Annotated in this window: 13 protein-coding genes and 1 pseudogene; all 14 read left to right on the top strand. The window is 39.7% G+C overall.

Annotation, left to right across the window (positions count from 1 at the left end; translation table 11 throughout):
* Window positions 1-64 precede the first annotated feature (64 nt).
* The 14 genes and pseudogenes from AB8M93_RS04010 (at window position 65) to AB8M93_RS03945 (ending at window position 12651) form a co-directional block, all read left to right on the top strand.
* On the top strand, window positions 65-385 hold the full coding sequence (locus tag AB8M93_RS04010; RefSeq protein ID WP_220114942.1) for a DUF6660 family protein: 321 nt from the start codon (window positions 65-67) through the stop codon (window positions 383-385).
* 137 nt (window positions 386-522) lie between these two features.
* Window positions 523-4956 carry a CusA/CzcA family heavy metal efflux RND transporter gene (locus tag AB8M93_RS04005; protein ID WP_220114934.1) on the top strand — a complete coding sequence of 1478 codons (4434 nt, stop codon included), beginning with the start codon at window positions 523-525 and terminating at the stop codon, window positions 4954-4956.
* Between the two features lie 22 nt (window positions 4957-4978).
* Entirely contained in the window at window positions 4979-6229 is a 1251-nt protein-coding gene (locus AB8M93_RS04000) for an efflux RND transporter periplasmic adaptor subunit (RefSeq protein ID WP_190324899.1), read from the top strand.
* Window positions 6230-6325: 96 nt separating this feature from the next.
* Window positions 6326-6664: a P-II family nitrogen regulator gene (locus tag AB8M93_RS03995; RefSeq protein ID WP_009778856.1), complete on the top strand. Its 339-nt coding sequence runs from the start codon at window positions 6326-6328 to the stop codon at window positions 6662-6664.
* Window positions 6665-6679: 15 nt separating this feature from the next.
* Window positions 6680-7102 carry a Fur family transcriptional regulator gene (locus AB8M93_RS03990; protein WP_128766680.1) on the top strand — a complete coding sequence of 141 codons (423 nt, stop codon included), beginning with the start codon at window positions 6680-6682 and terminating at the stop codon, window positions 7100-7102.
* A gap of 26 nt (window positions 7103-7128) precedes the next feature.
* On the top strand, window positions 7129-7488 hold the full coding sequence (locus AB8M93_RS03985; RefSeq protein WP_128766681.1) for a SpoIIAA family protein: 360 nt from the start codon (window positions 7129-7131) through the stop codon (window positions 7486-7488).
* Window positions 7489-7518: 30 nt separating this feature from the next.
* A complete protein-coding gene (locus AB8M93_RS03980; protein WP_013073461.1) occupies window positions 7519-7770 on the top strand; it encodes an SHOCT domain-containing protein in 252 nt (83 codons plus the stop codon).
* Entirely contained in the window at window positions 7770-8312 is a 543-nt protein-coding gene (locus tag AB8M93_RS03975; RefSeq protein WP_013073460.1) for a hypothetical protein, read from the top strand. Before AB8M93_RS03980 ends, AB8M93_RS03975 begins: the two co-directional genes overlap by 1 nt.
* Window positions 8313-8522: 210 nt before the next feature.
* On the top strand, window positions 8523-8744 hold the full coding sequence (locus tag AB8M93_RS03970) for a SpoIIAA family protein (protein ID WP_013073459.1): 222 nt from the start codon (window positions 8523-8525) through the stop codon (window positions 8742-8744).
* A gap of 57 nt (window positions 8745-8801) precedes the next feature.
* Window positions 8802-8993: an SHOCT domain-containing protein gene (locus AB8M93_RS03965; RefSeq protein WP_041250021.1), complete on the top strand. Its 192-nt coding sequence runs from the start codon at window positions 8802-8804 to the stop codon at window positions 8991-8993.
* Between the two features lie 145 nt (window positions 8994-9138).
* Window positions 9139-9813 carry an AlbA family DNA-binding domain-containing protein gene (locus tag AB8M93_RS03960; protein WP_373056292.1) on the top strand — a complete coding sequence of 225 codons (675 nt, stop codon included), beginning with the start codon at window positions 9139-9141 and terminating at the stop codon, window positions 9811-9813.
* A gap of 24 nt (window positions 9814-9837) precedes the next feature.
* The gene (locus tag AB8M93_RS03955) at window positions 9838-9969 is read left to right on the top strand and encodes a hypothetical protein (protein ID WP_258539130.1); all 132 of its coding nucleotides are present in this window, start codon (window positions 9838-9840) and stop codon (window positions 9967-9969) included.
* A gap of 39 nt (window positions 9970-10008) precedes the next feature.
* Window positions 10009-10092: pseudogene (locus AB8M93_RS03950) on the top strand (SpoIIAA family protein); the annotation flags it as partial.
* A gap of 12 nt (window positions 10093-10104) precedes the next feature.
* Entirely contained in the window at window positions 10105-12651 is a 2547-nt protein-coding gene (locus tag AB8M93_RS03945) for a heavy metal translocating P-type ATPase (protein ID WP_220114935.1), read from the top strand.
* The last annotated feature ends 85 nt before the right edge of the window (window positions 12652-12736 follow it).

Genomic DNA, 12736 nt, shown 5'->3' with positions numbered 1-12736 from the left:
AACGTACTCATTATATTTTTGCACAATCTGTGCATTGATTTTCTTTTATCTTTGTAGTGTGAAAATGATCGCTGTCATATTATCTCTATATATATTCGGGCTTAACTTATTAGCCTGTAATGATAGTGATACTTCACAAGTGATTTCTGATTCAGAAGTAACAGTGGTTGCTACGCAGAATTTAGATATCGACCATTCACATGATAAAGTAGCAGATTTATGCCCTCCTTTTTGTAGTTGTCATTGCTGCCATGTGCATACAGTAGATTTCGGTTCTTCAAATTTCAAGGCTTTGATTATTGAAATTCCATCAAAAGCCTTTGTCCATTTTGACAGCTCAGTGGAAGAACCTATTCTTTCCTTTTTAGATCCCCCAAAAGTTTAATTCAGTTTTTTAAAGGATAATTATATCCTTTTTTGACCAAATCCTGGTTCTCATACTAGATCCTTGGTCCTATTGATAGGTTTTGTTAGGCACAAAATTATTATCAAGAATTTTAACTGAATTAAATTTTTATTTATATGATTAATAAGATAATCGCATTTTCCATTAATAATAAATTTATTATTGGACTACTTACCTTAGCGCTGATAGGGACGGGTATTTGGTCCATGTCTACCGTCAACCTGGGATCGGTACCGGATATTACTAACAACCAGGTTCAGGTGATCACCCAATCACCTAATCTTGCAACAGAAGATATTGAACAATTTGTAACCTATCCTGTAGAACTCTCAATGGGGAACCTGCCCGGGGTTACGGAAATACGATCTGTTTCCCGATTTGGCCTTTCCGTGGTTACAATTGTTTTTGAGGACGATATGGGCATTTACAAACCCCGTCAACTGGTTCAGGAAAAACTAAACGAAGTCAGGGACCAAATACCTGAAAAATTTGGAAGTCCCGCTATGGGACCCATTACTACAGGTTTGGGTGAGATTTATCAATATACGATAAAGCCCCAAAAAGAGTATGACACCGTTTATTCCCCTACGGAATTGCGTACCATCCAGGATTGGATCGTAAAGCGTCAAATGACCCTCGTCGAAGGTGTAGTAGAGGTAAATTCATTTGGGGGCTCTATAAAACAATATGAAATTGCCATTAATCCCGAAAAACTGAATGCGTTAAACGTTTCTATTTCCCAAGTCTTCGATGCCCTGCAAAAAAATAATGTTAATACAGGCGGTGCATATATAGAAAAAAATAATATGGCCAATTTTATCCGTGGTGAGGGTTTAATCAGGTCACTAGATGATATAAAATCTATTGTTATCAAGAATGAAAATGGAGTGCCTGTAACAATTGGAGATGCAGCTGAAGAGGTCCAGTTTGGTAGCCAGGTACGCTATGGTGCTTTTACCCAGGATGGCCGTGAAGCTGTTGGCGGTATGGTGCTCATGTTGAAAGGTGCAAATCCTAATAAAGTAATTGCAAATGTTCAGGATCGTATGGAGACGGTAGAACAATCTTTGCCTGAAGGTTTATCAATAGAACCCTTCCTTGACAGAAGTGTTTTAATTGAAAGAACTACGAGTACCGTGACCCAGAATCTTCTGGAAGGTGCTTTAATCGTGATTTTTGCCTTAGTAATATTATTAGGTAGTCTGAGAGGCGGTCTTATAACTGCTACTACCATTCCATTATCACTTCTTTTTGCTTTTATATTGATGAAGCAATTCAATGTCTGGGCCAATCTAATGAGTTTGGGAGCTATTGACTTTGGAATTATTATAGACGGTGCTGTGATCATCATTGAGGGTACGGTATATGAAATACAAAAACGGATGCGTTCCGGCAAAATAAAATTTAATAAGGCTAAAATGGATGAAGTAGCCTATGATGCCGGAAGTACGATGATGGGTTCCGCCTTTTTTGGACAAATTATCATTCTTATCGTATTTGCGCCCATTCTTTTTCTAACGGGGGTAGAAGGGAAAATGTTTCGGCCAATGGCATTTACTTTTGGTTTTGCCATGATAGGTGCTATTTTCTTATGCCTTACCTATGTCCCTATGATGTCTGCTTTATTTATGAAACCAATTCAGAATAAAAAGAACTGGTTTGGAAAGTTTGAACGCTGGCTGGAAAAAGTTAGTGATAAAATTATTGGAGGGATTCAAAAAGGATACATGCCTTTATTAAAAGGAGCTTTAAGATTGAAGTTCATAGTATTGGGGTCTGCGGTTGTCTTACTTATAGTAGCCGGTTTTATCTTTTCCAGAATGGGAGGGGAATTTGTCCCTCAACTTGATGAAGGGGATATCGCCATGCAGGCTTTAATAAGACCTGGAAGTGGTTTGAGTGAAGCAATTGATGTTTCCACAAAAATAGAAGATATCCTTCTTGAGAATTTCCCGGAAGTAGAAACCGCCGTAGCGAGGATTGGGGTTGCCGATATCCCTACTGATCCAATGCCTATGGATATTGCCGATATGTTTATTGTATTAGAGAAGGATATGGATAATTGGACTTCGGCAAGTTCTAAAGAGGAATTGATAGAAAAGATCAAAGAGAAACTTAATGAAGAACTTACGGGAGTCAACCTGGTTTTTAGCCAGCCTGTAGAGCTTCGTTTTAATGAACTGCTTACCGGGGTCAGGGAAGATGTTGCGGTAAAATTATATGGTGAAGATTTAGACCTTCTTGCTGAAAAAGCTGATAAAATGGCTGAAATAATACAGACTATACCGGGCGTAGGAGATGTGAACCCTGAACGAACATCTGGTCTTCCACAAATGACGGTGCGGTTTAATCGTAAAAAAATTGCGCAATATGGATTGGACATTGAAAAGATTAACGATTATATAAGTGCAGCTTTTGCTGGAGGAACGGCCGGAGTGATCTTTGAAGGGGAAAAGCGGTTTGATATGGTAATACGTTTTGATGAGGCGCACCGCCAAAGCATTGATGATTTACGTACCCTCTATATAGATCTGCCGGATGGCACTCAGGTTCCGATTAAGGAAGTAGCTGATATTAGTTATGTACCGGGCCCTATGCAAATTTCCAGGGATAACACCTTTAGAAGAACCTATGTGGGAGTTAATGCCCGCGGGAGGGATGTGGAATCTGTGGTAAATGACATCCAGCAAAAATTGGATGAAGAGTTAGATTTACCTCCAGGATATTACATTACTTATGGTGGGGAGTTTGAAAACCTTCAAAGAGCAAAAGGGCGTTTACAAATAGTAGTGCCCATCGCTCTATTTCTGATATTCGTGCTTCTGTACTTTGCACTCCAATCTTTTTCCCAATCAATTATGATCTATATAGCCATTCCACTGGCGGCTATTGGAGGAATATTTGCTCTTTGGTTAAGAGATATGCCGTTTAGTATTTCAGCTGGTGTAGGCTTCATTGTATTGTTTGGGGTTGCCGTTTTAAACGGGCTGGTGCTTATTAACAGGTTTAATTCCTTAAAAGAAGAAGGGGTAACCAGTATAAAAGATAGAATTTTTACAGGAACCAAAGAACGAATACGTCCCATTATGTTAACAGCAACAACAGATATTTTTGGATTTCTGCCGATGGCTTTTTCATCGTCAGCAGGAGCTGAAGTACAACGACCCCTTGCTACGGTTGTTATTGGTGGCATGCTTACAGCTACCTTACTTACGCTGGTTGTTCTTCCTGTCCTTTATACATTTGTAGAGAAGAGACGAGAGAAAAAGGAACAGAACAAGCTTGGTTCTTCCAATTCACGATCTTTAGCCACAATTTTGATAATTGGCTTGATGTTAGGCGGAACCTTTTCCGTAAATGCACAATCTGATGAAATGTCATCGGAAAATCCAATACAGGATTCTTTACAAACTATTAGTTTGGAAGAGGCTAAAGAAATGGCAATCCAAAACTTTCCACAATTAAAAGCTGCCCAACTTGAAATTGAAAGTGAGGAAGTATTGCGTAAAACCGCCTATGATTTTGGGAATACCCAAATCTTTACAGGAAAAGAAGAGGTAGGAAATGGCTCTGATGGGATCTATACCCAAATTGGTGTTCAACAACAAGGCATAGATGTTTTTGGAATAGCTCCCCGTTTGAAATTACAGAAAGAAAGGGTGGCCCTTGCTGAAAATGCTTTAGAACTAAATACCTTAGAAGTGGAACGTGAAGTAAGCAGGGCCTGGGCTTCAGTTTATACAAGTAAAAAGAGGTATCGGGTATATAAGAAAATGGATTCAATTTTTGAAGACATTGAAAGAGCAGCACGAATCAGGTATGAAACAGAAGCTACCTCTAAACTGGAGTATCTTGCTACTTCAAATCAGGGGAATGAGGTGAAAATACAGTTAGAACAAGCTTATAGAGATTACCTGAAATCATTACAGCGTCTAAATTTATGGTTTGTTAGTGATACGATCTATGATGTACCAGATTTGCCTGTTGAAACTTTAGACGAACCTTTAAACTTTCTGGTAGAGTCGCTTGAAAATCATCCGTTGCTGCAGGTTTCGGAACAAAGGATAGATGTTGCCAAAGCGGTTACCAGAGAACGAAAATCTGAATTTTTGCCCAAATTTCAGGGTCAGTACGGTAGGCAGGAAATAGCCGGGCAATCGGGTTTCTTCCAATATCAAATAGGAATTCAAATTCCGCTGTTTTTTGGGCCGGAATTAGGCCGTACACAGGAAGCACAAGTAAATAGACAGATTGCAGAGCAAAACTTTTATCAGGATAAAATCGAACTGGAAACCGCCTATAAAAATATGCGTGAAGACTACATCAAATGGAGAAACTCATGGAATTATTATAGGGATGAAGCACTTCCGCTGGCCAAAGAGCAACAAGGTGGATCAGTGCTGGCCTTTAAGGAAGGCGCTATCGATTATGTGACATTTCTCCAAAATATAAGAGATGCCATTAGAATCGAGGTAAATGCCTGGAGTGCTTTTAACGATTATCTCGACAGCCGCTACCAACTGGAATATTACCTTAAGAATTCAAATTAAAAATTAAAATAAGAAAATCGATATGAATACAAGATCAATAAATATTCTAATGCTTGCCTTAACGCTCAGCATATTCTTTGGATGTAAAGAAAATCCTGCGGCAGGGGAAGATGCTTCCAGTGAAACTGCAACTACTAATACCGAAGAAGGTGAAAATCACGGTGAGGAAGGAGATGAAGAACACGGTGAAGAAGAAGGTGGGATGCGTTCGGTACATCTTTCAGAAATGAAATTCAATAGTCTGGGGATTAAAGTAGATACCTTGCCTAAAAAAGCTTTGTCGGGTATTGTGGAAGCCAATGGCCAGTTAGAAGTGCCGCCACAATATGAAGCTACCGTTACGGCAATTTTAGGCGGTAATATAACTTCTATAAAGGTTATTGAGGGGGATAAGGTAAATAAAGGTCAGGTGTTGGCTTATCTTTCTCACCCAAATTTAACCAGAATGCAGTCTGATTATATTAATGCATATAGTAGGATGCAATTTTTGGAAAAGGAATTTGAAAGACAGAAACGTTTATATGAAGCAGAGGTAGGATCTGGAAAATCTTTTCAACAAACCCAATCAGATTACCAGTCTGTACAAGGTGAAGTGCGGGGGTACGAATCGCAATTGCGCCAGTTAAACCTAAATGCTTCCCAGGTTAGAGACGGTGAATTATATGAATATATTCCGGTAGTAAGCCCAATTGGAGGTTATATTGAAAAAGTACTGGTACAGGTAGGACAATATGTAGACCCTCAGACCAGTATGTTTATGGTAGTTGATAATGAACATGTTCATGCCGATCTAATGGTTTTTGAAAAAGATATTTATAAGGTGAAAGAAGGCCAAAAGATTGCGTTTACACTGGAATCGGTTCCAGGCAGTAATTTAACCGGGGAAATTTATTCAGTGGGGAAACAATTTGAACAAAACCCCAAAGCGGTACATGTGCATGCAGAAATCGATAATAAAGAAGATTTTCTAATTCCGGGGATGTATATAAACGGAAAAATCAGGACCGGTGAAGAAGCTGTTCCTGCCTTACCGGAAGAAGCAATAATTGAAGAAGAAGGAAATCCCTACATCTTTACGGCCCAAAAACACCAGGAAGATGGTGAAACCGAATGGGAATTGAAACCAGTGCAGGTTAGAACGGGAATAAATGAAGATGGTTGGGTTGAAATTAAACTGCTGGAGCCTCTGCCTGAAGGTACGTTGGTTGCCTATAATAATGCCTATTATCTGGTTTCTGAAATGCAGAAAAGCCAGACTTCCCATGGTCATTAAATTAAAAAAATTAGATGGATGGACTCTCTGTTAAATGTTTGTCTTAATTAAAATTCCAGAGGGTTCATCCTTAATACTAAAATTAATATTACAGCAATGAAAGAAATAAAAGCATTTATAAAACCGAAACGAGTTCAAAATGTAATTGAAGCTCTTAGTGAAAGCGGATTTAAAAGTATGACCCTTTCCCAGGGAGAAGGAACGGGGGCTTTTAAAGCAAAAGGCGCATCACCTTCTTTAGATTTCCGTGTAACAGACAGTCCGGTTGTAAAGTTAGAACTGGTATGTCAAAACGAAGAAGCACAATCAGCAATAGATATTATCCTTGAGAATGCAAAAACAACTGAACCCGGTGACGGAATAATTTATCTTTCCGATATTGAAGATGCCTTCCAGATAAAAACCGGGGAATCCATAAAGCGTTACGACCCCTAAATACTTTTATAGCAAATGGAAAAAATAGTAAAAAAGTTGGAAAGCAAAGGCATCCGCCCTACGGCAATGCGCTTGATGACCTATAGACGGCTGGCACAACTGAATGTGGCCGTTAGCTTAGGCGACCTTGGAAAGGATTTCGAAAGCTCGGAAAGGAGTACGCTTTTCCGTACTATGAAGACATTTGAAGAAAAAGGAATCGTGCATCAAATTGAGGATGGCACCGGCATCATTAAATATGCCCTGTGCGAAGACAATTGTGAATGTGAGGTGGGAAACGACCTTCACTTACATTTTCATTGCAATAGTTGCGGGGAAACCGTGTGCCTTACAGAGCACAAAATCCCTCAGATAAACCTGCCCGACGGCTATGTGGCAGAGGATATCAATCTGGTGGCCAAGGGAGTCTGTGAGAAATGTAGCAATGACTTGGATTAAGTTTTTTGATTTAAAAAATTGGAACAATGATGAAAATTTATAAAAAAGAAAACAAGGTATATATGGTAGCTCAAAATAGATTGGATGCTACCGATTATGACAATTTGATATCTCAATTAAAAAACCATATACAGGCAAACCATAAAGTATACTGGTATATTGAAATGGAAAATTTTGAGGGGTGGACTGCAAGTGCGTATTGGAAAGGCATTGAACTGAAACTTCCGAATGAAGAACGCGTTAAAAAGGTTGCATTGGTGGGAATTACAAAATGGCAGGAACAGTTTACCGAAGTTTTGATACCCTTTACAAAGGCACATATTAAATTCTTTAGCCCTGAAGAAAAACATTTGGCCAAGGAATGGATGGAGAAAGGAAATCATTAAAAAAGTTAAGTAAATTTAAACAGAAAGATTATGATGGACAACTGGAATTTTGGGGGAATGCACTGGATATGGTGGGGACTTTGGATAATTCTTATCTTTTGGATATTTTTAATTCCTTACCCCACCCCGGGACAAAAACGGAAAAAAGACGGAGCAATGGAAATTCTAAGGGAGCGTTTTGCACGGGGCGAAATAAGCGAGGAAGAATATAAACACCGGGTAAATATACTTCAAAATAAAAATGAACCAAAGGACCAGAAAAAAATTAGGCAGGAAAAATAATGGGAAAAGGACAACTAACTATATTTTTTTTAATGCTGGCTCCTATCCTGCATACCCAAACTATATACAGTACACGGGAGGGGCATATCCTTATAAAAGCTAATATAGATGGCAATGCATTTAAGGCGGAAAGCCATCAACTTTCCATGTTTTTTGATTACACAAGTAAAGAAATTACGGGTTCCATAGATTTGAGAACTATAGACACAAATAATCCACAGCTAGCCACCTATCTTAAAAGTACTCAAGCACCTATATGGATAAGATTTTCCGGGAAGGTCCCGGTTGAGGATTTCCTTTTGCGCCCACATGAACCAATTGATTTTAATTGGTTGGTAACGATCAGGCTTCCTAATAAAGAAGTGCAAAACTACTTTAAAGCGACATTGACCCACATCCCCCAAGGTCCTACATTTTCCTGTCTTTTAAGTGCCGGTGGATTTATAGAGAAAACTATAAGCCCAAGCTTAAATCAAGTGGTTCCTGGACTTGAAGGATCCATAGAAATAAAATTTGCCCAGCTTATTTTAAAGAAAGAGTGAATGCCATTTAATTCAAAATAACATAGAAAGATGAAAAAGTATAAATAGAATCCCATCCTCTTCCAGTAGTGCCTTATTAAAATAGCGCTGGGGAGATGTAATAAGTGTAAATAAAATAACCTCCTGCCGTACAAAATTTGTACCGCAATTAGGGACATAGATGTGATATATAAATATTTCCGTCTTATCATTTTTCGCTTATTACTAATAATGGAAAATTTTGAGGGGTGGACCGCAAGTGCGTATTGGAAGAGCATTGAACTGAAACTTCCGAACGAAGAACGCGTTAAAAAGGTTGCATTGGTGGGAAATACAAAATGGAAGGAACAGTTTACGGAAGTTTTGATTCCCTTTACAAGGGCACATATTAAATTCTTTAGCCCTGAAGAAAAAGATTTGGCCAAGGAATGGATGGAGAAAGGAAATCATTAAAAAAGTTAAATAAATTTAAACAGAAAGATTATGATGGACGACTGATATTTTGGGGGAATGCACTGGATATGGTGGGGGCTTTGGATAATCCTTATCTTTTGGATATTCTTAATTCCTTATCCCACCCCGGGACAAAACAGACGGAAGGATAAGGCTATGGAAGCCCTGAGAGATCGATACGCCCGGGACGAGATAAGCGATGAGGAATTTGAACAAAAGAAGAAAGTCCTTCAGGATAAGAAGAAGTAGTTATAAGGCCACAGGTATCGAAGGCGATGGCACCTATGGCATATAAAAGAAGGTAAAAATAAAAAAACGGAAAGTATTTGTTTTTATATTCATTGGATTAGCCCTTGGCTTATTTATAATACAGCCCCTGGCTATTTCACTCCACATGTATGACATGCAGGGAGATAATGGCGAATGGTGGAAATACCTGCTTGCTTCATATCAGCAGGAATTTAGAGTATGGGATTTGGATCAAGCCATAATCAAATTGCTATTTGGACTGCTGGGCATTGCCTTGTCGCTTATGTTTATGGTCAGGCAAAGAATATTTCAATTGACCGGAAGAAGAGATAAGCTGGAGGAGATCAGAGAGCTGATTGCGGCAGGAGAAAACCAGCAAGTAGAATTTAAATCTACCTTGAGATGGGATTTGAGGCAGTTTAAACCGAATAAGGCTTTGGAAGACGTAATAGCAAAAACAATTGCCGGGTTTATGAACACCCAAGGAGGGCATTTAATTATCGGAATTGATGATGAAGGTAGTATTCTGGGGCTGGAACAGGATTATGGTACTTTAAAAAAACCTGGCAAGGACGGGTTTGAGCAATATATAATGCAATTGGTGTCCCTCAAGTTGGGTACCCATTTTTGCACTTTGGTTAAAGTGTCTTTTCACCAATTTGAAGAAAAGGATATCTGTTATGTAAGGGTTCATAAATCACAAAAACCTGTGTATTTGAATTTGAGTGACCGTTCGCATTTCTTTATCAGAACCGGGAATGGTACCCGTGAGTTGGATATGCCTGAGGCTCTGGAGTATTTGGAGATACACTTAAATTAATATAGACCCTATAAAATTGAAAAAATGATACAGGTATTGGACATAGAAAAAGAAAACTTGATTGCCGCTAAAGTCAATGGTAAAATCACAAAGAAGGATATAGAAAAAATCCATCCGCTCATCCACAACATCATCGGTAAATATCATAAGGTGTAAAATGGCATTTGTAGGCGAAAAAAATAGCAGGAATGGGTCGCTAAAGCTACTGATTTCTTTACTGGTTCAGAAGTCAAATATTTTGACCTTCAGGATAAAGAACAAGCAAAAAACTGGATATAAATAACTAAGGATATGAAAAAACTAAAAATCAAAATTCCCGTAATCCTTCCACAGGTGCCAAATGAAAAAGACACTTGTGTGCAAAGGCTCATTGAAGAATTAGAAGCCAAAGAAGGTCTTGATAAAGTGCATATAAAAGACGATCAGGAAGATACGGTGCCACAATTGTGCTTTCATTACGATCCGGATATAATTTCTATTGACAGCATTCAATCATTGGCAGAAAGAACCGGGGCTGAAATTACCGCGAAATATGGACATTTGCTTATAGAGGTTGAGGGGATTAGGCATACCCGGCATGCAAGGACTTTAGAAAAGAGTCTGCTGAATATCAAAGGCGTTTTGGAAGCTTCCGCCAATGCCGGAGGAATGATCCGTTTAGAATATGATAAACGGGAAACAAGTTTTGATGAGATAACTGCAAAGCTCGAAAAAGAAAACCTACAAGTCAAGAAAAGTGCCTCTGGCCATGAGAACGGCTTTAAATCTTCGGAAAAAACCTCTGATAAATTAAATAAAAAAAATAAGATGGGCCAGCGACACCAGCATGAAGATGAGGGTGGACAGAATCCTAAAGAAGCGGATAGCCACGGCGCCGGCGAAGAACATTCCCACGCACACGGAGGTATTTTTGGGAAAAATACAGAGCTTATTTTTGCCATTATTTGTGGGGTTTTGTTGGGGATAGGTTTTGGACTATCCTTTGTAGAATCAGTTCCGCAATGGGTTAGTCTTTCCCTTTATATTGGAGCCTATTTCTTTGGAGGATTTTATACTGCTAAAGAAGCTGTGGAAACCGTAGCCAAAGGCGGGTTTGAAATTGATTTTCTCATGTTGGTCGCAGCGATTGGAGCGGCTATTTTAGGGGAATGGGCTGAAGGTGCCTTGTTATTATTTCTTTTTAGCCTGGGACATGCCCTGGAGCATTATGCAATGAACAAAGCACGAAAATCTATAGCCGCATTGGCAGAACTGGCGCCAAAAACAGCCTTGCTCAAAAAAGATGGTAAGACGGAAGAAGTTGGTATCGAAAAACTCAATATTGGTGATATCATTGTGGTGAAACCAAATAGTAAAATATCTGCAGATGGCGTAGTGGTAGATGGGCAGAGTAGCGTTAACCAGGCTCCAATAACCGGGGAGAGTGTACCGGTAGATAAAGTTCCCGTGAAAGATATCGAAAAGGATTACTCAGAGGTAGATGATATCAAGGATGAAAACCGCGTTTTTGCTGGAACGATCAATGGGAATAATACTTTGGAAATTAAAGTGATCAAAGCAGCCAAAGATTCAACGCTTTCCCGATTGGTGAAACTGGTTAACGAAGCTCAGACTCAAAAATCGCCTACCCAGTTGCTCACCGATAAATTCGAAAAATATTTTGTGCCATCCGTTCTTATTTTGGTCGGGATTCTTTTGTTCGCTTTTTTAGTTATTGACGAACCCTTTAGCGCCAGCTTTTACAGGGCGATGGCCGTATTGGTAGCTGCAAGTCCCTGTGCGTTGGCAATCTCGACCCCAAGTGCTGTATTGAGTGGAGTGGCCAGGGCCGCCCGTGGCGGGGTATTAATTAAAGGAGGGCGCCCTCTGGAGGACCTGGGGGTTATTACCGCCCTCGCCTTCGATAAAACCGGAACTCTAACGGAAGGAAAGCCAAAACTTACCCAAGTGGTGCCACTTGGAAATATATCTGAAAACGAACTTCTCAAAATAGCAGTAGCCGTGGAAGGTCTTAGTGATCACCCCCTGGCCAAAGCTGTAGTTCGTGATGGAAAAGAGCGTCTGGAAGGCGAGGAAATCCCAAATGCCTCTAATTTGGAGGCAGTTCTGGGTAAAGGGATTAAAGCATCATTTGGCAATGATAAAATCTATATAGGTAACCTCGACCTGTACGAAGGGCTTGATGAGAGTACACCTTCCGAAAAAATAGCTACGAAAGTGCGTGGTCTTGAAGGTGGTGGAAATACAACAATGCTTATACGAAAAAATGAAGAATATATAGGCATCATTGCATTAATGGATACCCCTCGGGAGGCAGCAAAAAAGACCCTTTCTGAATTGAAGGAAATAGGAATTAAACGAATGATCATGCTTACTGGTGATAACCAGAAGGTAGCAGACGCAGTAGCAGAAGAAATAGGATTGACCGATGCCTGGGGGAGCCTGTTGCCGGAAGAAAAAGTGGATGCTATAAAGGAATTAAAAGAAAAGGAATCCAAGGTGGCGATGGTGGGCGATGGCGTTAATGATGCCCCTGCCATGGCAAACAGCACTGTAGGAATAGCTATGGGTGCTGCGGGAAGTGATGTGGCCCTGGAAACGGCGGATATTGCGCTAATGGCCGATAAGTTGGAAACCCTGCCCTTTGCCATAGGCTTAAGCAGGAAGGCAAAGGCGATTATCAGGCAAAACCTTTGGGTTAGCCTTGGTATTGTGGCCCTGCTTATACCTTCAACCATATTCGGCTTGGCAAATATTGGAGTGGCGGTAGTAATCCATGAAGGTTCGACGCTTCTGGTGGTTTTTAATGCGTTAAGGCTTTTGGCTTATAAAAAGTAGATATAAAAAAGTTATCACAGTTTTATTGACTATGAGTAAATGAATTAACAGCTTTTATATAATTAAGAAACTGGTCATTATGAAA

This window comes from Autumnicola aciditolerans (assembly GCF_041679265.1).
Lineage (GTDB): Bacteria > Bacteroidota > Bacteroidia > Flavobacteriales > Flavobacteriaceae > Autumnicola.
Note: the sequence above shows the minus strand (reverse complement) of the source record. Positions and strands in the feature narration are given on the sequence as shown.

Bases quoted from the DNA above. Each gene is read 5' to 3' on its own strand.
- AB8M93_RS03975 (WP_013073460.1), top strand. From the start codon at position 7,770: ATGGGAAAAGGACAACTAACTATATTTTTTTTAATGCTGGCTCCTATC.
- AB8M93_RS04010 (WP_220114942.1), top strand. From the start codon at position 65: ATGATCGCTGTCATATTATCTCTATATATATTCGGGCTTAACTTATTA.
- AB8M93_RS03970 (WP_013073459.1), top strand. From the start codon at position 8,523: ATGGAAAATTTTGAGGGGTGGACCGCAAGTGCGTATTGGAAGAGCATT.
- AB8M93_RS03955 (WP_258539130.1), top strand. From the start codon at position 9,838: ATGATACAGGTATTGGACATAGAAAAAGAAAACTTGATTGCCGCTAAA.
- AB8M93_RS04000 (WP_190324899.1), top strand. From the start codon at position 4,979: ATGAATACAAGATCAATAAATATTCTAATGCTTGCCTTAACGCTCAGC.
- AB8M93_RS03990 (WP_128766680.1), top strand. From the start codon at position 6,680: ATGGAAAAAATAGTAAAAAAGTTGGAAAGCAAAGGCATCCGCCCTACG.
- AB8M93_RS03980 (WP_013073461.1), top strand. From the start codon at position 7,519: ATGATGGACAACTGGAATTTTGGGGGAATGCACTGGATATGGTGGGGA.
- AB8M93_RS04005 (WP_220114934.1), top strand. From the start codon at position 523: ATGATTAATAAGATAATCGCATTTTCCATTAATAATAAATTTATTATT.
- AB8M93_RS03945 (WP_220114935.1), top strand. From the start codon at position 10,105: ATGAAAAAACTAAAAATCAAAATTCCCGTAATCCTTCCACAGGTGCCA.
- AB8M93_RS03960 (WP_373056292.1), top strand. From the start codon at position 9,139: ATGTATGACATGCAGGGAGATAATGGCGAATGGTGGAAATACCTGCTT.
- AB8M93_RS03995 (WP_009778856.1), top strand. From the start codon at position 6,326: ATGAAAGAAATAAAAGCATTTATAAAACCGAAACGAGTTCAAAATGTA.
- AB8M93_RS03965 (WP_041250021.1), top strand. From the start codon at position 8,802: ATGCACTGGATATGGTGGGGGCTTTGGATAATCCTTATCTTTTGGATA.
- AB8M93_RS03985 (WP_128766681.1), top strand. From the start codon at position 7,129: ATGATGAAAATTTATAAAAAAGAAAACAAGGTATATATGGTAGCTCAA.